17 protein-coding genes and 3 tRNA genes are annotated in these 21,961 nt (G+C 71.4%); 12 read left to right on the top strand and 8 right to left on the bottom strand.

Features of this window, described 5'->3' with window-relative positions:
- The first annotated feature begins 31 nt into the window (after positions 1–31).
- From ACWCQ6_RS18440 to ACWCQ6_RS18420, 5 genes are all read left to right on the top strand, one after another.
- On the top strand, positions 32–2,239 hold the full coding sequence (locus ACWCQ6_RS18440) for a DNA polymerase III subunit gamma and tau (protein ID WP_451090353.1): 2,208 nt from the start codon (positions 32–34) through the stop codon (positions 2,237–2,239).
- A gap of 114 nt (positions 2,240–2,353) precedes the next feature.
- Positions 2,354–3,604 carry a phosphoribosylamine--glycine ligase gene (gene purD / locus ACWCQ6_RS18435; RefSeq protein WP_451090351.1) on the top strand — a complete coding sequence of 417 codons (1,251 nt, stop codon included), beginning with the start codon at positions 2,354–2,356 and terminating at the stop codon, positions 3,602–3,604.
- A gap of 364 nt (positions 3,605–3,968) precedes the next feature.
- Positions 3,969–5,699, top strand: coding sequence for a hypothetical protein (locus tag ACWCQ6_RS18430; protein WP_451090349.1), 1,731 nt, complete (start codon positions 3,969–3,971; stop codon positions 5,697–5,699).
- Positions 5,700–5,940: 241 nt separating this feature from the next.
- On the top strand, positions 5,941–7,404 hold the full coding sequence (locus tag ACWCQ6_RS18425) for a N,N-dimethylformamidase beta subunit family domain-containing protein (protein WP_451090347.1): 1,464 nt from the start codon (positions 5,941–5,943) through the stop codon (positions 7,402–7,404).
- Between the two features lie 313 nt (positions 7,405–7,717).
- A complete protein-coding gene (locus ACWCQ6_RS18420; RefSeq protein ID WP_451090345.1) occupies positions 7,718–8,632 on the top strand; it encodes a phosphoribosylaminoimidazolesuccinocarboxamide synthase in 915 nt (304 codons plus the stop codon).
- 63 nt (positions 8,633–8,695) lie between these two features.
- Here the strand turns inward: ACWCQ6_RS18420 and ACWCQ6_RS18415 are convergent.
- The 8 genes from ACWCQ6_RS18415 to ACWCQ6_RS18380 form a co-directional block, all read right to left on the bottom strand.
- Positions 8,696–8,768, bottom strand: a tRNA-Gly gene (locus ACWCQ6_RS18415).
- A 22-nt stretch (positions 8,769–8,790) separates the two neighbouring features.
- Positions 8,791–9,402 carry a response regulator gene (locus ACWCQ6_RS18410; RefSeq protein ID WP_451090343.1) on the bottom strand — a complete coding sequence of 204 codons (612 nt, stop codon included), beginning with the start codon at positions 9,400–9,402 and terminating at the stop codon, positions 8,791–8,793.
- A complete protein-coding gene (locus ACWCQ6_RS18405) occupies positions 9,399–10,706 on the bottom strand; it encodes a sensor histidine kinase (protein ID WP_451090369.1) in 1,308 nt (435 codons plus the stop codon). Before ACWCQ6_RS18405 ends, ACWCQ6_RS18410 begins: the two co-directional genes overlap by 4 nt.
- 19 nt (positions 10,707–10,725) lie before the next feature.
- Positions 10,726–11,556 carry an ABC transporter permease gene (locus ACWCQ6_RS18400; RefSeq protein ID WP_451090341.1) on the bottom strand — a complete coding sequence of 277 codons (831 nt, stop codon included), beginning with the start codon at positions 11,554–11,556 and terminating at the stop codon, positions 10,726–10,728.
- Entirely contained in the window at positions 11,556–12,599 is a 1,044-nt protein-coding gene (locus ACWCQ6_RS18395; protein WP_451090339.1) for an ABC transporter ATP-binding protein, read from the bottom strand. Before ACWCQ6_RS18395 ends, ACWCQ6_RS18400 begins: the two co-directional genes overlap by 1 nt.
- Positions 12,600–12,731: 132 nt before the next feature.
- Positions 12,732–12,804 (bottom strand) — tRNA-Gly (locus ACWCQ6_RS18390).
- Positions 12,805–12,902: 98 nt separating this feature from the next.
- Positions 12,903–12,974: transfer RNA gene (locus ACWCQ6_RS18385), tRNA-Gly, on the bottom strand.
- A 163-nt stretch (positions 12,975–13,137) separates the two neighbouring features.
- A complete protein-coding gene (locus ACWCQ6_RS18380; protein ID WP_451090337.1) occupies positions 13,138–13,473 on the bottom strand; it encodes a histone-like nucleoid-structuring protein Lsr2 in 336 nt (111 codons plus the stop codon).
- A gap of 382 nt (positions 13,474–13,855) precedes the next feature.
- Between ACWCQ6_RS18380 and purS the strand changes: the two genes are divergently transcribed.
- The 7 genes from purS to purF all read left to right on the top strand — a co-directional run bounded on the left by purS (position 13,856) and on the right by purF (position 21,913).
- A complete protein-coding gene (purS, locus tag ACWCQ6_RS18375; protein ID WP_176729353.1) occupies positions 13,856–14,116 on the top strand; it encodes a phosphoribosylformylglycinamidine synthase subunit PurS in 261 nt (86 codons plus the stop codon).
- Entirely contained in the window at positions 14,113–14,793 is a 681-nt protein-coding gene (gene purQ / locus ACWCQ6_RS18370) for a phosphoribosylformylglycinamidine synthase subunit PurQ (RefSeq protein WP_451090334.1), read from the top strand. The genes purS and purQ overlap by 4 nt, the downstream gene beginning before the upstream one ends.
- On the top strand, positions 14,790–17,039 hold the full coding sequence (purL, locus tag ACWCQ6_RS18365; RefSeq protein ID WP_451090332.1) for a phosphoribosylformylglycinamidine synthase subunit PurL: 2,250 nt from the start codon (positions 14,790–14,792) through the stop codon (positions 17,037–17,039). The genes purQ and purL overlap by 4 nt, the downstream gene beginning before the upstream one ends.
- 124 nt (positions 17,040–17,163) lie before the next feature.
- Entirely contained in the window at positions 17,164–17,721 is a 558-nt protein-coding gene (locus ACWCQ6_RS18360) for a hypothetical protein (protein WP_451090330.1), read from the top strand.
- A gap of 35 nt (positions 17,722–17,756) precedes the next feature.
- Positions 17,757–18,395: a TetR/AcrR family transcriptional regulator gene (locus tag ACWCQ6_RS18355; RefSeq protein ID WP_451090328.1), complete on the top strand. Its 639-nt coding sequence runs from the start codon at positions 17,757–17,759 to the stop codon at positions 18,393–18,395.
- A 243-nt stretch (positions 18,396–18,638) separates the two neighbouring features.
- Complete coding sequence (locus ACWCQ6_RS18350; protein WP_451090325.1) at positions 18,639–19,439, top strand: sterol carrier family protein; 801 nt, start codon at positions 18,639–18,641, stop codon at positions 19,437–19,439.
- 947 nt (positions 19,440–20,386) lie between these two features.
- A complete protein-coding gene (gene purF / locus ACWCQ6_RS18345) occupies positions 20,387–21,913 on the top strand; it encodes an amidophosphoribosyltransferase (protein WP_451090323.1) in 1,527 nt (508 codons plus the stop codon).
- The last annotated feature ends 48 nt before the right edge of the window (positions 21,914–21,961 follow it).

The following is a 21,961-nucleotide window of genomic DNA, read 5'->3' as shown; positions in this document are numbered from 1 at the left end:
GTTGTCGGTCCGCCCGGATAACCTCGTATGTGTGTCGTCCCTTGCGCTGTACCGCCGCTACCGCCCCGAGTCGTTCGCCGAGGTCATCGGGCAGGAGCATGTCACCGACCCGCTGCAGCAGGCGCTGCGGAACAACCGGGTCAATCACGCGTACCTGTTCAGCGGTCCGCGCGGCTGCGGCAAGACGACCAGCGCGCGCATCCTGGCCCGCTGCCTGAACTGCGAGCAGGGGCCGACGCCCACGCCGTGCGGGGAGTGCCAGTCCTGCCGGGACCTCGCGCGCAACGGGCCGGGATCGATCGATGTCATCGAGATCGACGCCGCGTCGCACGGTGGTGTGGACGACGCCCGTGATCTGCGGGAGAAGGCGTTCTTCGGGCCCGCGTCGAGTCGTTACAAGATCTACATCATCGACGAGGCGCACATGGTCACGTCGGCGGGGTTCAACGCCCTGCTGAAGGTGGTCGAGGAGCCGCCGGAGCACCTGAAGTTCATCTTCGCGACCACCGAGCCCGAGAAGGTCATCGGCACCATCCGGTCGCGTACGCACCACTACCCGTTCCGTCTCGTGCCGCCGGGGACGCTGCGCGACTACCTTGCCGAGGTCTGCGGCAGGGAGAACAGCCCCGTCGAGGACGGCGTGCTGCCGCTCGTCGTGCGGGCCGGGGCCGGGTCCGTGCGTGACTCGATGTCGGTGATGGACCAGCTGCTGGCCGGCGCGGGCGACGACGGTGTGACATACGCCATGGCGACCTCGCTGCTCGGTTGTACGGACGGCTCGCTGCTCGACTCGATCGTGGACGCCTTCGCGGCGGGCGACGGTGCCGCGGCGTTCGAGGTCGTGGACCGGGTGATCGAGGGCGGCAACGACCCGCGCCGCTTCGTCGCCGATCTCCTGGAGCGGCTGCGCGATCTGGTGATCCTGGCCGCCGTGCCGGACGCCGGGGAGAAGGGGCTGATCGACGCCCCCGCCGATGTCGTCGAGCGGATGCAGGCCCAGGCGTCCGTCTTCGGTGCCGCCGAGCTGAGCCGTGCCGCCGACCTGGTCAACGAGGGGCTCACGGAGATGCGCGGGGCGACCTCGCCGCGTCTCCAGGTCGAGCTGATCTGCGCCCGGGTGCTGCTGCCCGCCGCCTTCGACGACGAGCGTTCGCTGCAGGCTCGGCTCGACCGGCTGGAGCGCGGCGCCTCCTTCGCGACCACCGGCCCGGGGCCCGCCATGGGGTACGTACCCGGGCCCGAGGCACTGGCCCACGCACCCGCGCCTGCCGCGCCGACGGCACCGCTCGTGCAGCCCGGTGGGGGACCCACCGCCGCGCGTGCCGCGGTACGGGGCGAGGCGCCCGCGCCGGTCCAGGCACCGCCCGCCCCCGCCGCTGCACCGCCCGCCGCCCCGCAGCCGCCGGCCGAGGCCCCGGCTCCGGCGGGCGGTCAGCGTCCCGGTGCCTGGCCCACCGCGGCCGCGCCGGAATCGGGCCGGCGTCCCGGCGGCTGGCCGACCGCTTCCGCCCCGGGCCAGTCGCCCGTCCCGCAAGCCGCTCCGGCCGCCGCTCCGGCCCAGGCCCCGGCTCCGGGGCCGACCGCCGCCGAGCCGAGTCCGGGCATGGCGCAGGGCGCCGGCCAGGTGCGGAACATGTGGCCGGACATCCTGGAGGCAGTGAAGAACCGCCGCCGGTTCACCTGGATCCTGCTCAGCCAGAACGCCCAGGTCACCGGCTTCGACGGCAGCACCCTGCAGATCGGCTTCCTCAACGCCGGTGCCCGCGACAACTTCGCGAGCAGCGGCAGCGAGGACGTGCTGAGGCAGGCACTCGCCGAGCGGTTCAACGCACAGTGGAAGATCGAGGCCGTCGTCGACCCCTCGGGCGGTGCCGGAGCACTCCCGCAGACCGGCGGCCGCCCCGGCGCCCCGCCCGCGCACCAATACCAGGCCCCTGCGCCCCAGCAGAGCTACGAACCCCGGCCGGCCGCTTCTCCGCAGCAACAGCAGCCGAGCCGCCAGCAGCAGCCCGCTCAGCCCGCTCACCAGCAGTCCGGTCACCAGCCGTCGGGTACCGCGTCCGCCGCGGAGCCCGCACCGCAGCCGTACTCCGCGCCCGAGCCGCCGCGCGCGGTCGCCCCCGAGGACGACATCCCCGAGGCCGACGACCCGGACCTCGTCGACTCGGCGCTCTCCGGGCACGAGCTGATCGTCCGCGAGCTCGGCGCCACAGTTGTCGAGGAGTTCACCAACGAGTAGCGGGCGGCGGCAGGGTGCGCCCCGGCGGCGCGAGGCGTCCGCCCCGGTTCCGCGGGTGTCCGCGGAGCGGCGTCCCGTCAAGGGCGCCGCGCCCCGGCGGTTAGGCTGCACCCCGTGAAGGTCCTCGTCATCGGCGGCGGCGCCCGCGAACACGCCCTGTGCCGCTCTCTGTCCCTCGACCCCGACGTCACCGCTCTGTACTGCGCTCCCGGCAACGCCGGCATCGCGGAGGTGGCCGAACTGCACCCGGTCGACGCCCTCGACGGCGACGCCGTCGCGCGCCTCGCCACCGACCTGGGCGCCGAACTGGTGGTCGTCGGCCCGGAGGCACCGCTCGTCGCCGGGGTCGCCGACGCCGTGCGCGCCGCGGGCATCCCCTGCTTCGGCCCCTCCGGCGAGGCGGCCCAGCTGGAGGGCTCCAAGGCGTTCGCCAAGGGCGTGATGGCCGGGGCCGGCGTCCCGACCGCCCGTAGCTACGTCTGCACCACCCCGGCCGAGATCGACTCCGCCCTCGACGCCTTCGGCGCCCCGTACGTCGTCAAGGACGACGGTCTCGCCGCGGGCAAGGGCGTCGTCGTCACCGATGACGTCGAGGTGGCCCGTGCCCACGCCCTGGCCTGCGACCGCGTGGTCATCGAGGAGTTCCTCGACGGCCCCGAGGTGAGCCTCTTCGCGATCACGGACGGCACCACCGTGCTGCCGCTCCAGCCCGCACAGGACTTCAAGCGCGCCCTGGACGGCGACGAGGGCCCGAACACCGGCGGCATGGGCGCGTACTCCCCGCTCCCGTGGGCCGACCCCAAGCTGGTCGACGAGGTCATGGAGTCGGTGCTCCAGCCGACCGTCGACGAACTCCGCCGCCGCGGCACCCCGTTCTCCGGGCTGCTGTACGCGGGCCTCGCGATCACCTCGCGCGGCGTCCGGGTGATCGAGTTCAACGCCCGCTTCGGCGACCCCGAGACCCAGGTGGTCCTGGCCCGTCTGAAGACCCCGCTGGCCGGTGTCCTGCTCGGCTCCGCCAACGGCACGCTCGACGAGCTGCCCCCGCTCAGGTGGCGCGACGAGGCCGCGGTCACCGTGGTCATCGCCTCGCACAACTACCCGGGTACGCCGCGCACGGGCGACCCGATCGAGGGGCTCGACGAGGTGGCGGCGCAGGATGCCCCACACGCGTACGTCCTGCACGCGGGCACCAGGCGGGAGGGCGACACGATCGTCAGCGCGGGCGGCCGGGTGCTGTCCGTGACCGCGACCGGCAAGGACCTCGCGAGCGCCAGGGAGCGCGCCTACACGGCGGCAGCCCGGATCCGGCTCGACGGCTCGCAGCTTCGCACGGACATCGCCCGGAAGGCTGCGGAGGGCTGAGACAGGTCGCGGAGGACCGAGACAGGTCGCGGAGGGCTGAGGCGGGTCGCGGAGGGCCGAGCCCGTCCTTCCGTACCTGCACCCCGCGTCCCGTACGCACCCCGCGTCCCGCACCCGCCCTCACCCTCGCTGACATGCCCCGACGTGCCGCTGCCTCAAGGACGGCGGCGCGTCAGCACCTTTACCCAAAGCCATTCCATCGAGTGACGGCTGAGCCATCCGGATGACGCCCGCCGAGGCCCCAACTAGGGTGCGGCGCAAGCATTCCGGTATTTGGCCCACTGGCATTGCGATGTCAGTGACGGGTGCCACAGTGGGGGAGTGAACAACACCGCCGCAGGGGCAGAGGGGGTGACGTCCGGCCGTGTCCGGTATCGGTACGAGTGAGGAGCTGGGTGCGTCGAGTGCGCATGCCCGAGCTCATGCCCTGCTGCGCATCCGCGGCAGGGCGACAGCCGTGGCGATCCTGCCGGCGGCGGTTGCCGTCGTGCTGCTCGTGGCAGGCGCCCAGGGCCTCGCCGTGGGCAGCGGCTGGGACACGGCGCGCTGGGCCGTGACGGCCTGTGCGGTCGTCGTGCTCCTCCTTGCCGCGGCCGTCGCAGTCGCGATCGTACGGGCGAGGCCGGCGGTCAGCCCGACCGTCCCGCTCCCCGAGAAGGCCGCCCCCGATCTCTACCGCCTGGTCAGGGACCTCGCCGACCGGCTCGGGGTTCCCGCGCCCTCGGCCATAGCCCTCACGCCCGACTGCGACAGCTGGCTGGAGGACCGCACCCACCCCTCGGCGCAGGCCGCGGCGGGCCCCGACGCGGATCGGGCGGCGCATTCCGCGGCCCGGACCCGCCGCCGGGTCCAGGCGGCTCCGGTGCTGGTCATCGGATCCCCGTTCCTGTGGTGGATGCGGGTCGCGGAGCTACGGGCGGTGCTCGCCCCGGTCGTCGCGGGCACGGGCCCGTCCGCGCATCCCGACATAGCTGCGGCCCGCCGCTTCGTACGGGGGCTCGACGGCGCGGTCGCCGACGCCGCCGCACCCGTGCCGGGACCGCTGGCCGGGGTGCGCAGACTGCCCCGTGCCTTCGTCGGCCGGATCGCCGGGCTGCTGCTGCGCAGTTGTCGCAGCCACGCGGCGGAGATGGAGCGGAGCGTCGCCGCCGCCGCTTCGGTCCGCGCACAGGGTGTGGACTACGGTCTGCGGATCGTCGCCCAGGAGCAGGTCGGCCTCGCCTACGCGGGCTGGGACCGGCTGCTCACCCGGGTCGCTCTGCCCGCCTGGCGGATGGGCCGCTGGCCGTCCCGGCTGGACGCAGGCGTGGTGTCCGCACTCACCGAGCTGTCCCGGCGCGACCGGCTCGCCGACGGATTCGCCTCCCGGCTCGGCGAGCGCCCGGCCTGCGACCTCCTGGAGGAGCCGGGCGCGGCCGACGAGGCGGCTTCGCTGCTGGCGGCCCGGCTGTTCCACGGCGGCCCGGCCCGGCCGGGTCCCGACTGGTCGCCCGTCGACTGGCAGCACTATCCGGACGAGGTGGTCGACCGGAAGTGGCGCACCGAGGCCGCGCGCCTGCACCGCGTCCTCGACTCGATGACCGCCGCGCCCGCCCAGGCTGCGGAGCCCGCCATGGGGGTGCCCACGCTGGCCCGTGTCGTCGAGCATCTGGCGGGCCGGGCCGCGGGCGGCGAGGCGCTCGCCGCCGGAATCAGCGCCGCGGTGGCCCGCGAGGAGGCGGCTGTACGGCAGCACCGGACCGATGGCGCGTCCGGCCCGACGGGCGCCTCCGCTGCCGCGGGCACCGGCGGAGAGGTCCTGGATCCCTGGGGCACCGACCCCCTCCCGCTCTTCCCGCTCCAGCCGCCCCGTACGGCTACGGAGCTGCTCGCCGACCACGTCGCGGCGATGGTCTGCTGCGCGGCGGTGGACACGGCCGGCGCGGCGCCCGGCCTCGACTGGCTCGACGGCCCCGCGCTGCTGGTCGACGGCGAGCGCCGGGCGGACCTGGGCAGTCCTGTCCTCAGCCTGGTCGAGGACGGGGACGCGGAACCGCTGCGTACCTGGCTCGCTTCGATCGGCGTACGCGCCGACAAGCCCGTGCGCCTCGTCTGACCCACCAGTCCCGTCCGGCACATCGAAAACCCGGAACGGTACGTTCCGTTCACGTCAATTCGCGACGAACGGTGACGGGCTGCATGCGTTATGTGATGTGCTGGGGATCGACGCTGACAGTCGGCGCACCGCTGCTGGCGCGCTGATGACGCATGACCACTGGCGATCGGCCCACCGGTGATCGACCGTGGGCCATCGGCCATCGACTGTTGTCTCGGGGGACTTGAGGGAGGGAAACGGTATGGGGGCGGAGCAGATTCGACGGTGGGAGTCGGGTGCCCTCGCGCACGCCGTCTCCGACCCCTTTGGGCAGGGCCCCCTGCCCTGGCTGCGCGGCAGCGAGAACTACTTCGACGACACCGGGCAGGTCGTCCCCTGGTACGCCGACCCCACCCTCGCCCGCGGCTCCACCGACGGCGGCACGCGTACGGCCGACGACGTGCACCGCCAGATCAAGGGCTTCATCTCCACGGGCGCGGCGGCCCCCGGCGAGGCGATCGACTTCCACATCACCGTGGACCCGCCCCAGCAGTTCTCCGTGGACATCTACCGCATCGGTCACTACGGGGGCGACGGCGCCGCCCAGATCACCACGAGCCCCCGGCTCTGCGGCATCGTGCAGCCCGCGCCGCTCACCGCCGACCGCACGGTCTCCTGCCACCACTGGTGGCAGTCCTGGCGGCTGCAGATCCCGAGCTACTGGTCGATCGGCGCGTATGTCGCCGTGCTCACCACGATGGACGGCTACCGCTCCCACATCCCCTTCACGGTCCGCGACGACCACCCCGCCGATCTGCTGCTGGTCCTGCCGGACATCACCTGGCAGGCATACAACCTCTATCCGGAGGACGGTCGCACCGGCGCCAGCCTCTACCACGCATGGGACGAGCAGGGCGGCCTCCTGGGCGAGGAGGACGCCGCGGTCACCGTCTCGTTCGACCGCCCCTACGCGGGCGCCGGCCTGCCGCTCCACGTCGGCCATGCCTACGACTTCATCCGCTGGGCCGAGCGGTACGGCTACGACATCGCGTACGCCGACACCCGCGACCTGCACGCGGGCCGCGTCGATCCGGCCCGCTACCGGGGCCTGGTCTTCCCCGGCCATGACGAGTACTGGTCGGTCCCCATGCGCCGCACGGTCGAAAGCGCCCGTGACGGCGGCACCTCGCTGGTCTTCCTCTCCGCCAACACCATGTACTGGCAGGTCAGCCTCGCCCCGTCGCCGTCCGGCGTCCCGGACCGCCTGCTCACCTGCCGCAAGCGCCGCGGCCCGGGGAAGCCCGCCCTCTGGCGTGAGATCGACCGCCCCGAGCAGCAGCTCCTGGGAATTCAGTACGCGGGCCGGGTCCCCGACCCCCACCCCCTGGTCGTACGGAACGCCCAGCACTGGCTCTGGGAGGCGACGGGCGCGGGCGAGGGCGACGAGCTCGACGGCCTGGTCGCCGGCGAGGCCGACCGCTACTTCCCGCGTACCGCACTTCCCGAGCACGAGAGCCGCATCCTGCTCGCCCACTCTCCGTATCTGGACGCCGAAGGCGTCAAGCGCCACCAGGAGACATCCGTGTACCGGGCCCCGTCCGGGGCGATCGTCTTCGCCTCGGGCACCTTCGCCTGGTCCCCGGCGCTGGACCGCCCCGGGCATGTGGACCCCCGCATCCAGCGGGCCACCGCCAACCTCCTCGACCGCATCTGCAAGCGCGACTGAACCGCCCCCGGGCCTCCGCTCCCGAACCGCCCCCGGGCCTCCGCTCCCGAACCGCCCTGGGCCTCCGCTCCCGAACCGCCCTGGGCCTCCGCTCCCGAACCGCCCTGGGCCACCGTGCCGAACCGCCCTGGGCCACCGTGCCGAACCGCCCTGGGCCACCGTGCCGAACCGCCCTGGGCCACCACGCCCGAACCGCGCCCGAACCGCCCCCGGGCCCGCGGCAGTCGGCGCCACGGACGCCCCCGCTCCACCCCACCGCACCCCGATACGGGAGAATCGGAACGACTCCTGGATCAACCTACGCGGAGGCAGCGTGTCCGGATTTGTAGAAAAGCCCGAGCCAGTACAGGTCCCGGGGCTCACCCACCTGCACACGGGCAAGGTGCGCGACCTGTACCGGAACGAGGCGGGCGACCTTGTCATGGTCGCCAGCGACCGCATGTCCGCGTACGACTGGGTCCTGCCGACCGAGATCCCGGACAAGGGCCGAGTGCTCACCCGGCTCTCCCTCTGGTGGTTCGACCAGCTCGCCGACCTCGTGCCCAACCACGTCCTGTCCACGGAGCTCCCCGCCGGAGCCCCCGCGGACTGGGCCGGCCGCACCCTGATCTGCAAGTCGCTGCGGATGGTCCCGGTCGAGTGCGTCGCCCGTGGCTACCTCACCGGCTCCGGCCTCGTCGAGTACAAGGAGTCCCGCACGGTCTGCGGTCTCGCCCTGCCCGAGGGGCTCGTCGACGGCTCCGAGCTTCCGGCGCCGATCTTCACCCCCGCCACCAAGGCGGCCGTCGGTGACCACGACGAGAACGTGAGCTTCGAGGAGGTGGCCCGCCAGGTCGGCGAGGAGACCGCCGGCCGGCTGCGCGGCACCACGCTGGACGTCTACAGCAGGGCACGTGACATCGCGCGCGAGCGCGGCATCATCCTCGCCGACACGAAGTTCGAGTTCGGCTTCGCCCCCACGGCCGACGGCGCCGAGGAACTGATCATCGCGGACGAGGTGCTGACCCCGGACTCCTCGCGCTTCTGGCCCGCGGCCGCCTGGGAGCCCGGCCGGGCCCAGCCCAGCTACGACAAGCAGTTCGTCCGCGACTGGCTGACCTCGCCGGCCTCCGGCTGGGACCGCAGGAGCGAGCAGCCGCCGCCGGCACTGCCCCAGGAGATCGTGGACGCGACCCGGGCGAAGTATCTGGAGGCGTACGAACTCCTCACCGGCACGCCCTGGCAGTAAGGCCCCGCCGCAGGAAAACGAAGAAACCCCCGGCCGGAGGGCCGGGGGTTTCTTGCTGAACCGAGCGGACGACCAGGTTCGAACTGGCGACCTCAACCTTGGCAAGGTTGCGCTCTACCAACTGAGCTACGTCCGCAAGCGCCGAAGCGCGAGAACCACTATACCCATCCGCGCTGCCGTGCGAGACGCACCGCAGCATGGCGATTCTCCGCCCCGAGCTTCGAAGCGGCCGCGGAGAGGTAATTCCGCACCGTTCCCTGCGACAGCGAAGCCCGCTCCGCGATCTCCGCGACGGGTGCCCCGTCCGCCGCCAGCTCCAGCACCTCGGTCTCTCGCGCGGTCAGCGGAGAGTCCCCGGCAGAGATCGCGTCGGCCGCCAACTCCGGGTCCACGTAACGGTTTCCGGCATGCACGGTGCGGATGATCCCGGCCAGCTGCCGGGCGCTGACGGTCTTCGGAACGAAGGCCCGCACACCCGCCGCGAGCGCCCGTTTGAGGTGTCCGGGCAGGCCGTGACTGGTCACGATCATCGTCCGGCAGCCGGGCAGTTCGGCCCGCAGGGATGTGGCGACACTCACACCGTCGGCGCCCGGCATCTCCAGATCGAGGACCGCCACATCGGGCTGGTGGGCCCGAGCCATGGCCAGCGCCTCCGGGCCGGTCGCAGCCTCCGCGACCACCACGAGGTCGTCCTCCAGGGCCAGCAGCGCGGCCAGCGCGCCCCGGATCAGATGCTCGTCGTCGGCGAGCAGCACCCGCACGGTCGTCATCGTCGTTCCTCCTGAAGGACGGGCGCCTCCCGGGCGGCAGGTGGCTTCTCAAGGCGGGCCGGAGACGCCACCGGGCCGAGCGGGATCGTAGCCGTGAGCCGGAACAGGCCGTTCCCCGCCGGACCCGCATCCAGCGAACCGTCGACCACGCGCAGCCGCTCCCGCAGCCCGGCCAGCCCGGAGCCGCCGGGCTCGGACCCCCCACCCGGTCCCGTGGCGGCCACCGCCGCCCCGTCGTTCTCCACCAGCAGCACGGCCGCGTCCGCCGAGGCTCTGAGCCGGATCGTGCAGTGGCGCGGATCGCCGTGCCGCAGCACATTGGTCGCCGCCTCCCGCACGACCCAGCCGAGCGCCGACTGCACGGTCGCGGGCAGCCGGTCGCCGGTGTCGCCCGTCACCTCGCACTCGATCCCGGCCGCACTCAACACCCCCCGGGCGCCGGCCAGTTCCGTACTCAGATCGGCCTCCCGGTATCCCCGTACGACATCGCGCACCTCCTGCTGCGAGGTGCGGGCTATCCGCTGCACCTCGACCATCTGGGCCACCGCCTCCGGCCTGCCGCGCTGTGCCAGCTCCACGGCCAGTTCGCTCTTCAGCGCGATCACGGCGAGATTGCGGCCCAGCACGTCGTGCAAGTCCCGCCCGAACCGCAGCCGTTCCTCGGCGACCGCGAGCCGGGCCTGAAGGTCCCGGGCCTCCTCGGCCTGCCACATCACGCTCAGGCTCCAGGCACTGGGCCGTACGGCGATCAGTGTGAGCAGGCAGCCGAAGAGCATCGTCGGCACCACCCCGGCCAGTGCCCCGCCCCGTACCCCGACCGCGGCGAGGACACCGACGTACAGCGCGGCGAGGGCGAGGGACTGGATCAGGAAGGTGCGGACCGGGGTCACCAGGACCTGCGTGATCGCGTGTGCCACCGGAGCGTTCATGGTCATGACCAGCAGCCCGCTGGCGGCGACCCCGTCCACCCCGGCCATCGTCGCCAGCAGCCCCAGACTCACCAGCAGCAGCACCAGGGGCGGCAACTGCCGTCGCCGGGGGAAGACGGCGGTGCCGAGGTAGTGCGCGTACGACAGCTGGACGTTGCGGTTGCTCAGCAGACACTGCGCCAGACTCACGAGCAGCAGTGCCACGCCCAGGGCGATCGGCAGCGGCGCATGGCGGATGTCGGACTCGAAGGGGGCCAGCTGCCACGACAGGGTGAAGAGCCAGGGCATCACCGAGAGGATCAGCCGCGAGTAGAGGTCGATCCGCTCCAGCTTGCTGCGCTTCTGCCAGCTGCGGCGCCAGCCCCGCACGAGCACCGACACGGCACGTCCCCCCTCAGCGTCGCGGATCCCAGCGGAACCGCCGTTGCACAGCAAACACGGCGAACGCGGTCCAGGCCAGCCCCGTCAGAGCGGCCACGAGCAGCTCGTCCCCTTCGGCCCCGCCCAGCCAGCCCGTGCGCACGAGCGTCATCACCCCGGTCACCGGCAGCAGCTCGCACACGGACGCCATCGGGTCCGGCATGATCTCCAGCGGCACGAAGAGCCCCGAGCCCATCATCGAGACGAAGAACAGCGGGAGGGTGGTGAGCTGCGACGTCTGCACGGTGCGGGTCACCGCGGAAGTGGCCGCGGCCAGTGCCGCGAGCAGCACCACGCCCAGCAGCAGGCCCGCCAGCAGCAGCGCGGGCCGCTGTGGCGCGGTGAGACCGAAGAAGGCCGTCCCCGCCACCACGATCACCACGGTCTGTGCCAGAGCCAGCGCGACCGACGGCAGGGCGGTCCCGATGAGGATCTCCCGGTCGGTGACCTCGCCGGTACGCAGCCGCTTCAGGACGAGGTCCTCGCGCCGCGCCACATAGGACGAGACCAGGTTCATGTAGACGGCCTGGAGCAGCACGATGCCGATGCCGCCGGTGAGCGCCGCCGCGGCGACGGACAGGCCGGTCCCGTCGAGAACGGACTGCTTCAGAGTCGACTTCATCGCCAGAACCATGGCTGCGGGCATCAGCAGCGAGACGAACACCGCCGTCCGATTGCGGGCGAGCAGGGCGACTTCGGCGCGCCCGAGGGCGGTCAGCCGGCCCCGGAGCGTCGTGCGGGCCGCCGTGGGAGTGCCGGTCGTGTTGGTCGTGCCGGTCGTCGTGCCGGTTGTCGTGATCGTCATCACGCGGCCACCCCTTCGCACTCCGACGCGCTCTGCGCGATATCGAGAAACGCCTCTTCGAGCGAGGCCGAGCGGGCATCGAGGCCGAGCAGCCGGACGTCCGACTCACGTGCCCAGGTCAGCAGCTCGTCCAGCGACTCCTGCAAGCGGTGGGTACGGACCTCGATCCGGTGGCCCTCGGCGGCGGCCCGCAGCCCCAGCGGAAGCCGGGACGGCGGCACTGCCTGCGGCAGCTCGAACCGGATGCGGGCGGGGCGGGCGGCCGTCACCTCGGCGGTGGTGCCCGCCGTGACTATCCGCCCCCGGTGCATGATCGCCAGCCGGTCGGCCAGCATCTCGGCCTCCTCCAGATAGTGCGTGGTGAGCAGGACGGTGGTGCCGCCGTCCCGCAGCGCGCGCACCAACTCCCAGGTGTCCCGCCGCCCTTCGGCGTCGAGCCCGGTGGTCGGCTCGTCCAGGAACAGCACCTCGGGCCGGCCGAGCAGGGCCAGCGCCAGGTCGAGACGGCGCCGCTCGCCACCGGAGAGCTGCTTGACCCGCACCCGCGCCCGGTGGCCGAGCCCGACCAGCTCCAGTGCCTCACCGGTCGGGCGCGCGCCGCTGGTGCAGCCCGCCCACATCCGTACCGTCTCGGTGACCGTCAGCTCGGACGGGAAGCCGCCCTCCTGGAGCATCACCCCGATGCGCGGCCGGACGGCGGCGCGCTCGCGGAACGGGTCGTGGCCGAGCACCCGCACTGTGCCGGCCTCGGGCCTGGCCAGGCCCTCCAGCAGCTCGACGGTGGAAGTCTTCCCGGCGCCGTTCGTACCGAGCAGGGCGAAGAGCTCGCCGCGCGCCACCGAGAAGGAGACACCGGCCACGGCCTCGAAGCCACCCGCGTAACGCCGCCGTACACCGGTCGCCTCGATCACCGCACCGGAAGTGGAGCCGGACGCGGAAGAGGGAGTGGCGGATGCGGATGCGGAGGCAGGTGTGGCGGAGGCGGATGTGGCGGGCGTCACGGCCCGGTCAGCGCGGTTGCCTGGAATGTCGTCGCTGGTCATGCCTACAGATTTCCGTGGGATCGGCGACGAGATCAGTGCGAGCTGTCATCACTGCTCATGACAAACGTCATGTGATGAGGAGCACGACGAAGGCCCTGGTCGATATCGACCAGGGCCTTCGTCTCGATCAAGAGCGGACGACGAGATTCGAACTCGCGACCCTCACCTTGGCAAGGTGATGCTCTACCAACTGAGCCACGTCCGCATTGCTGCCGCTCATTGTACTCCCCGAGAGGAGGTCCGTCGGGCGGTGCGAGCATTACTCTACCTGATCCACCGGAGTGGCCGATAAGAGTGATGCAGAGCGGGTGACAGGAATTGCACACTGCGCCTTCCCCCTGGAAGGGGGATGTTCTACTACTGAACTACACCCGCACGCTGCGTGGGGTTCGGCTTTTCGGCCTTGCCCCTCGGCGTGCTCCAGACTTTAGCCGACCTGCAGGGGTGTAGCGCAAGTCGGTGCCCGCAGGGTGTCGCCGAAGGGGTCCGCGGCGGCTCCCGGCGGGCGGTGCGGACGGGGTCGGACCGGGCCGGCCGGTCAACTCGCTGCGCGGAACGCCTCGTAGACCTTCTTGGGAATCCGGCCGCGGGCCGGCACCTCCATCTGGTGCGAGCGGGCCCAGGCGCGCACGGCCGCCGGGTCGGGCGCGAGTGAAGTGTGCCGGTACGAGGCGGGGGTCTTGCCGCGCTTGCCGGCTTTTGTCTGCTTCCGGCCCGCCGCCATGTATGGCGCGAGGACCTTGCGCAGTTTCTTCGCGTTGGAGGGATTGAGGTCGATCTCGTACGACTTCCCGTCCAGGGCGAAGCTGACCGTTTCCGCCGCGTCTCCCCCGTCGATGTCGTCGGAGAGCGTGACCACTACGCGTTGAGCCACGGATATCGGTCCTTTCCTACGGAATCGGCGCGTCCAGTGTGCGCCGATGCCGGCCTTCCGGCTGCCAGGCGGATACGGCGTCGACAGTTGCCGACCGTTTAGGGGCAATACTGCATTCCCCGGTAATCATTTGTACAGCGGTGGGTGCCGCATTGTGAAGCCCGCCCAATTACCTCCGCGTGTCAGCCTTCTATGCGTGCTGCCGGTGGGGATTTTTTTGCAGGATTTTCCCTGCGTGTTGTCGCGTCCGATATCTGGGCGTGATCAAGGCTTCTCGATATCTACTCGCGTAGAATTTCTGGCCAGGTACGCTGAGGGGACCTGCGGGGGTCTGGGGAGCCCCCCGGAGAAACAGCCGCACCACACCAAACCGGGAGTGCCAGTGGCACGCGTCGTAGTCGACGTCATGCTCAAGCCCGAGATCCTCGACCCGCAGGGACAGGCGGTGCAGCGCGCACTGCCCCGTCTCGGCTTCGAGGGAATCGCGGACGTACGTCAGGGAAAGCGTTTCGAGCTGGAGGTCGAGGGGCCGGTCGACGACGCCGCCCTCAGCCGTATTCACGAGATGGCCGAGACTTTCCTCGCCAACACCGTCATCGAGGACTTCACCGTGAAGGTGGAGAAGGCCGAGGAGTCGAAGTGACTGCTCGTATCGGAGTCGTCACCTTTCCCGGCACGCTCGACGACAGGGACAGCCTGAGGGCCGTACGGGTCGCGGGCGCCGAACCCGTATCGCTGTGGCACCGCGACAAGGACCTGCACCAGGTCGACGCGGTCATCCTGGCGGGCGGCTTCTCCTACGGCGACTATCTGCGGGCCGGCGCCATCTCCCGCTTCTCGCCGGTCATGGAGACCGTCATCGAGCAGGCGAAGGCGGGGATGCCGGTCCTCGGCATCTGCAACGGTTTCCAGATCCTGACCGAGGCGCATCTGCTGCCCGGCGCGATGCTGCGGAACAACCACCTGCACTTCATCTGCCGCGACCAGAAGCTGCGCGTCGAGAACACGGAGACGGCCTGGACCTCGGACTACTCCGCGGGCCAGGAGATCTCCGTACCGCTCAAGAACATGGACGGGCGTTACGTCGCCGACGAGCGGGTGCTCGACGAACTGGAGGCGGAGGGCCGGGTCGCCTTCCGCTACCTGGACATGAACCCCAACGGCTCGCTGCGCGACATCGCCGGCATCACCAACGCCGCGGGCAATGTCGTCGGCCTGATGCCGCACCCGGAGCACGCCGTCGAGCCGCTGATCGGAACCGGCCGTACCGACGGTCTCGGTTTCTTCACCTCGATCATCAAGAAGCTGGTCAACGCATGAGCCTGGATACGGTCAAGCACGCGGCCGAGACCCCGGACGTCGCGCAGCCCTGGAAGGAGCTCGGCCTCAAGGAGGACGAGTACGCCCGGATCCGCGAGATCCTGGGCCGCCGTCCCACCGGCGCCGAGCTCGCCATGTACTCCGTGATGTGGTCCGAGCACTGCTCGTACAAGAGCAGCAAGGTCCACCTCAAGCAGTTCGGCGAGAAGACCCCCGTCAACGACGCGATGCTCGTGGGCATCGGCGAGAACGCCGGTGTGGTCGACGTCGGTCAGGGTTACGCGGTCACCTTCAAGGTCGAGTCGCACAACCACCCCTCGTACATCGAGCCCTACCAGGGCGCGGCGACCGGCGTCGGCGGCATCGTCCGCGACATCCTCGCCATGGGTGCCCGCCCGGTCGCCGTCGTCGACCCGCTGCGCTTCGGTGCGGCCGACCACCCCGACACCAAGCGCGTCCTGCCGGGCGTCGTCGCGGGCATCGGTGGCTACGGCAACTGCCTGGGTCTGCCGAACATCGGCGGCGAGGTCGTCTTCGACGCCTGCTACCAGGGCAACCCGCTGGTCAACGCCGGCTGCATCGGCGTGATGAAGCACGAGGACATCCACCTGGCCAAGGCATCCGGCCCCGGCAACAAGGTGATCCTCTACGGTGCCCGCACCGGCGGCGACGGCATCGGCGGCGTCTCCGTGCTGGCCTCGGAGACCTTCGAGTCGACCGGCCCGGCCAAGCGTCCGGCCGTCCAGGTCGGCGACCCGTTCCAGGAGAAGCTCCTCATCGAGTGCACCCTGGAGATCTTCAAGGAGAAGCTCGTCGCGGGCATCCAGGACCTCGGCGGCGCCGGGCTCTCCTGCGCCACCTCCGAGCTGGCCTCCGCCGGATCCGGCGGCATGCGCGTCGAACTGGACACAGTGCCGCTGCGCGACTCCTCCCTCTCGCCCGAGGAAATCCTCATGAGCGAGTCGCAGGAGCGCATGTGCGCGATCGTCGAGCCGCAGCACGTCGAGCGCTTCCTGGAGATCTGCGAGAAGTGGGACGTCATCGCCACCGTCATCGGTGAGGTGACCGAGGGCTCCCAGCTGGAGATCTTCTGGCACGGCGAGCAGATCGTCGACGTGCCGCCGCGGTCCGTCGCCCACGAGGGCCCGACGTACCACCGTCCGTTCGCCCGCCCGTCCTGGCAGGACGCGCTGCAGGCCGACGACGCGGGCAAGCTGGCCCGGCCGGCGAACGGCGCGGAGCTGCGCGAGCAGGTCCTCAAGCTGGTGGCCTCGCCGAACCAGGCGTCGAAGTCCTGGATCACCGACCAGTACGACCGGTTCGTGCAGGGCAACACCGTGCTCGCGATGCCCGAGGACGCCGGCATGGTCCGGATCGACGAGAAGTCGAACCTGGGCGTGGCCATGGCGACCGATGGCAACGGCCGGTACGCCAAGCTCGACCCGTACACCGGTGCGCAGCTCGCGCTGGCGGAGTCGTACCGCAATGTCGCCGCCTCCGGCGCCAAGCCGCTGGCCATCTCGGACTGTCTGAACTTCGGTTCGCCCGAGGACCCGGACGTCATGTGGCAGTTCGCCGAGGCCACCCGCGGTCTCGCGGACGGCTGCCTGGAGCTGGGCACCCCGGTCACCGGCGGCAATGTGTCGCTGTACAACCAGACCGGTGACACGGCGATCCACCCGACGCCGGTCGTGGCCGTGCTCGGTGTGATCGACGATGTCACCCGGCGTACGCCGGTCGCCTTCGCGGAAGAGGGCCAGCTCCTCTACCTGCTGGGCGACACGCGTGAGGAGTTCGGGGGCTCGGCCTGGTCCGAGGTCGTCCACGGCCACCTCGGCGGCATGCCGCCCGAGGTCGACCTGGGCCGCGAGAAGCTGCTCGCCGAGATCCTGATCTCGGCCTCCCGCGACGGCATGATCGACGCGGCGCACGACCTCTCCGACGGCGGTCTGATCCAGGCGGTCACCGAGTCCTGCCTGCGCGGCGGGAAGGGTGCCCGGCTGGTCGTGCCGGACGGTCTGGACACGTTCACGTTCCTCTTCTCCGAGTCGGCGGGGCGCGCGGTCGTCTCGGTGCCGCGGAGCGAGGAGCTTCGCTTCAACGACATGTGCGGTGCGCGGGGGCTGCCCGTCGCCCGGATCGGTGTCGTGGACGGCGAGGAGATCGAGATCCAGGGTGAGTTCAGCATTCCGCTGAGCGAGCTGCGTACGGCGCACGAGGCGACCATTCCGGCTCTGCTCGCCTGACGTATCCGTTCCTGACGAGGACGGCCCCGCCCCGTTTCATGGGCGGGGCCGTCCTCGTACCGTCCGGGTGCGGAATTCCGGCGGAATTCCGTTTCATCGGTGGAGCGACGAGAGTGACCGCGGCGTGGTGAATTCGGCGGCATTCATGTCCGCCGGTTCCGGTTCCCGCCGGGTCGGCAGGCGGGTCGCCGGAACGGTCGCCGGGAGCATCACTCCGGTCGTGGCCCGGAAGACCGTATGCGGCGAGGCGACGAAGACGTCCAGGGCCTGCTGGTGGGCGTGGCCGGCCGGCCACGGCAAGCCTGTCGGAGAGCGGACCGGCGGCGGTCATTCCGATCGTCATCGGGATCAGGCAGAGCCCGGCCGACGAGGCGGCGATCCCGCGCACGATCCGGAGACAGATCATCACGTAGGCCATCGAGCCCATCATGGCCGCGTCGGCCAGGCCCTGGACGGCGAAGCCGTACCGGCGCTCGCGGATCCCCAACAGGCCGAGCGGCAGCACCGGTTCGGCCGCGGTGGCCTGGCGGCGTACGACGAGGACGAGCGCGGCGAGGCGTTGACGGTCGGTCATGACTGCGGGCGCGACAGCGGACATGCCGGAGTTCCCTTCCCGGGTGGCGTGGTGCCGTGGCGGCCGGGCACCATCCTGGCCAAGAAAATGCACTGGGTAAATAATTAATCCGGGATTAACATTCATCCTGGTACAGTGACGCCATGACCGAGGGGATGAGCCTGCGCGAGCGCAAGAAGCTCCAGACGCGGCGCCGCCTGCTGGCCGCGGCCACCGAACTCTTCGCCGAGCGCGGCTTCGACAAGGTCTCGGTCGCCGAGATCGCGGAGGCGGCCGAGGTGTCGAAGATGACTGTCTTCAACTACTTCGCCGGCAAGGAGGACCTGGTCCTCGCTCCCATGGAGGAGCACATCGGCGATGTCGCGCGCGCGGTGCGGGACCGGGCCTCCGGCGAGTCCGTCCTGGCCGCCGTGCGCGGGCAGTTCCTGGCCTGCGTCGAGAGCCGTGATCCCTCGGTCGGCATGAGCGACGAGCCGGTGGTGCTCGGAGTGCGCCGGCTGATCGTGGAGACCCCGGCGCTGCTCACCCGGGCCCACGCGTTCTCCATGCGCTCCTTCGACCTGCTCGCCGAAGTGCTGGTCGAGGAGGGGGAGGACCCGTCCCTCGCCCGGGTCGTGGCCGTCCAGTTGATCGGCACCCGCAACGCGCTCATACAGGCGAACCAGTTGCGGTTGCTGGCCGGGGAGTCGGCGGACGCGGTCGCGCCGGACGCCGTCGTGCTCGCCGAGCGGGGTTTCGGCCTGCTCGCCGAGGGCCTGGCCGACTTCGCGACCCGGCCCTGAGGCCGCCGTAGCGGTGCGTGCCGGTCGGTCCTGGACCGACCGGCAATTGGGGGGCGGCGTCGCGGGGCTGGGTGCGCGCATCTGCCGCGTTGTCGTCAATCGACAACGCTCCTTCCCCAAGCTCTCCGCTGCGTTCGAGCAGGGGAGACCCCATCTGCCTCAATCCTCCGCCTTGCAGCTGCACGCACCCGGCCCCGCTCCTTCTCCCACCCCCCAATTGCCGGTCGGTCTAAGCTCCCGGGCATGCCGCCGTCCCAGAAACGTGCCCGCCGCTACGACCCGGCCAGGACCCGCAGCGCGGTCCTGGCGCAGTTCGTCCATGTCCGGGAAGCCGTACGCACCCTGACGCCCGGACAGCTCGCGCTGCCGACCCGGCTCGGCGACTGGACCGTGCGCGACCTGGCCGTACATCTGACCATGGCGCTCTCGGCCGTCAGCCGGAATCCGGAGCACCCGGAACCCGTTGCGGCGAAGCCCGATCTGACGCCCGTCGAGTGGCCGTTCAGGACCGTGGACCGGGCCGCGCACATCGCGGACGACACCAGGGCGCTCGCCGCGGACCGCCTCGACCTGGACGCGTTGTACGGGGAGGTCGCGGAGCGGTTCGAGGAGCTGGTGCCCGGGGCCGGCGACGAGCGGCTGGTGCCGACGCGGGTCGGGGTGATGCGGCTGGCCGACTTCCTCGTCACCCGTACCGTCGAACTCGTCGTGCACACCGACGATCTGAACGAGGCGGCCGGCCTCGACATCCCGTACGACCGGCAGGCCCTCGCCGCCTGCACCCGGCTGCTCGCCGACGCCCTCGCGGAGAAGGCGCCGGGCGGCTCGGTCGAGGTGCGCATCCCGCCGTTCGCCGTCGTCCAGTGTGTGCCGGGCCCCCGGCACACCCGCGGCACGCCGCCCAACGTCGTCGAGACCGACCCGCTCACCTGGATCCGGCTCGCCACCGGGCGTACGGAGTGGGCGCGGGCGCTCGACGAGGCGAAGGTCGCCGCGAGCGGGGAGCGGGCCGACCTCGCCGCCCTGCTGCCCCTGATGAGGTGAGTACCGGACGCCCCCGTCGTCCGGGGCGGCGATTCGGTACGGGGCCGGTTCAGGACCCCGTCGGGTACGGCAGCAGCCCGGCGTCGGTCCGCTCCCAGGACGCCCGCAACTCGGCCGGCTGCTCCGGCTCGGCGGCCGCCCGGCCGGCCTGTTGGCGCCGGTCGTGGGCGATCCGGAGCAGCCGGTCCCTCCCGCTCCTGCCCCGGTAGTCCGACCGGTCCGTGACGGGCTCGGCGAGCCCGTCCTCCGTACGTCCCGGACAGCGCCCGGTGCAGAGGCTGGACCGGGCGGGGGAGCGGGTGGCGGCCTGCCGGAGCGGCTGCGGCTGCGCGCAGGGCTGTGGAAGGGGGAAAAGCGGGTGAGGTGCGCAGACCGGCGCGCGGCGGGAGGGCGGTGAGAACCAGGGAGGCGACGGCAGCCGAGGGCGCAGCGACAGATGGCGCTCGCGACACGTCCCGGATCGACGTGCCGACGCTCCACGAGCGTGACCGAACGGTCACCGAGAGGCCGGGGCTGCACGGTGCAGGAGCCTGCCGACCGGTCATGCGCCTGTCATCCAGGGTCTCGCGCTGCGGACCCTCCGCCCCGGCCGGCGATGCCGCGCCGAGGGGTCCCGGGGCCCGCGTCCCGGGCATTGCGGTGTGAGGCTCGCCACGAACCGCGCGTTCGGTCGGACTCAACGCCGGGCCGCCGACTGCTTCACCGAGCGCCACCATCCGGCCCGGCGGACCACCCGGCCCGGATGGCCGGAACTCGACGGTAACCGGGCGCTGATCCGGGCGACCGCCGCTCCGTGGCCCGATCCGGGCGCCACCGCGACCCGCGGATGATCACTCCGTGTAACTGTCCGAAGCGGCCGCCGAACCACCCCTGGGGGCGCTTCCCCGGCGGTCCGGCCCGGTATCCCGAATTCGGACCAGTGGTCGATCTCGCCTACACTCGGTGGCGTGCCTCGTGGTGATGGACGACTCAACCACGACCTGCTCCCCGGAGAGAAAGGCCCCCAGGACGCTTGCGGCGTCTTCGGTGTCTGGGCTCCGGGCGAAGAGGTCGCCAAGCTCACCTATTTCGGACTGTATGCCCTGCAGCACCGTGGACAGGAGTCCGCGGGCATCGCAGTGAGCAACGGGTCCCAGATCCTGGTCTTCAAGGACATGGGACTGGTCTCGCAGGTCTTCGACGAAACGTCTCTGGGATCTCTCCAGGGCCATATCGCGATCGGTCATGCCCGCTACTCCACCACCGGTGCCTCGGTGTGGGAGAACGCGCAGCCGACGTTCCGTGCGACCGCGCACGGCTCGATCGCCCTGGGTCACAACGGCAACCTGGTCAATACGGCCCAGCTCGCCGAGATGGTCGCGGACCTTCCTCGCAAGGACGGCCGCGCCACCCAGGTCGCCGCGACGAACGACACCGACCTGGTGACCGCGCTGCTCGCCGGCCAGACCGATGAGGACGGCAAGCCGCTCACCATCGAGCAGGCCGCCGCGAAGGTGCTCCCCGATGTCAGGGGCGCCTTCTCCCTCGTCTTCATGGACGAGCACACTCTCTACGCCGCCCGTGACCCGCAGGGCATTCGTCCGCTGGTCCTCGGCAGGCTGGAGCGCGGCTGGGTGGTGGCCTCCGAGTCCGCCGCCCTCGACATCTGCGGTGCCAGCTTCGTCCGCGAGATCGAGCCGGGCGAGCTCGTCGCCATCGACGAGAACGGCCTGCGCACCTCGCGGTTCGCGGAAGCGAAGCCCAAGGGCTGCGTCTTCGAGTACGTCTACCTGGCCCGCCCCGACACCGACATCGCCGGGCGCAACGTCTACCTCTCCCGGGTGGAGATGGGCCGCAAGCTCGCCGCCGAGGCCCCGGTCGAGGCCGATCTGGTCATAGCGACCCCGGAGTCCGGCACCCCCGCCGCCATCGGTTACGCGGAGGCCAGCGGCATTCCGTTCGGTGCCGGCCTGGTGAAGAACGCGTACGTCGGCCGTACCTTCATCCAGCCGTCCCAGACCATTCGCCAGCTGGGTATCCGCCTCAAGCTGAACCCGCTCAAGGAAGTCATCAAGGGCAAGCGCCTGGTGGTCGTCGACGACTCGATCGTCCGCGGCAACACCCAGCGCGCACTGGTCCGGATGCTCCGCGAGGCCGGTGCCGCCGAGATCCACATCCGGATCTCGTCCCCGCCGGTGAAATGGCCCTGCTTCTTCGGCATCGACTTCGCGACCCGCGCCGAGCTGATCGCCAACGGCATGACCGTCGACGAGATCTCCACGTCGATGGGCGCGGACTCGCTGGCGTACATCTCGCTCGACGCCATGGTCGAGGCGACGACGATCGCCAAGCCGAACCTCTGCCGCGCCTGCTTCGACGGTGAGTACCCCATGGAGCTCCCGGACCCGGAGCTGCTCGGCAAGCAGCTGCTGGAGACCGAGCTGGCGGCAGGCCCGGCGGCGACCGCCGCGTCCGACGCACTGCGTCGTCCGTGACGGCCCAGCCGCACACCTCTGGCCACCAGCCCCGTATTTCCACACGAA

The organism is Streptomyces sp. NPDC001880, assembly GCF_053594575.1.
Note: the sequence above shows the minus strand (reverse complement) of the source record. Positions and strands in the feature narration are given on the sequence as shown.

What these genes read in the sequence shown, in the direction of transcription:
- ACWCQ6_RS18395 (WP_451090339.1), bottom strand. Translation starts at nt 12,599, where the DNA reads ATGACCAGCGACGACATTCCAGGCAACCGCGCTGACCGGGCCGTGACG.
- purL (WP_451090332.1), top strand. Translation starts at nt 14,790, where the DNA reads ATGAGCCTGGATACGGTCAAGCACGCGGCCGAGACCCCGGACGTCGCG.
- ACWCQ6_RS18350 (WP_451090325.1), top strand. Translation starts at nt 18,639, where the DNA reads ATGCCGCCGTCCCAGAAACGTGCCCGCCGCTACGACCCGGCCAGGACC.
- ACWCQ6_RS18410 (WP_451090343.1), bottom strand. Translation starts at nt 9,402, where the DNA reads ATGACGACCGTGCGGGTGCTGCTCGCCGACGACGAGCATCTGATCCGG.
- ACWCQ6_RS18400 (WP_451090341.1), bottom strand. Translation starts at nt 11,556, where the DNA reads ATGACGATCACGACAACCGGCACGACGACCGGCACGACCAACACGACC.
- ACWCQ6_RS18425 (WP_451090347.1), top strand. Translation starts at nt 5,941, where the DNA reads ATGGGGGCGGAGCAGATTCGACGGTGGGAGTCGGGTGCCCTCGCGCAC.
- ACWCQ6_RS18355 (WP_451090328.1), top strand. Translation starts at nt 17,757, where the DNA reads ATGACCGAGGGGATGAGCCTGCGCGAGCGCAAGAAGCTCCAGACGCGG.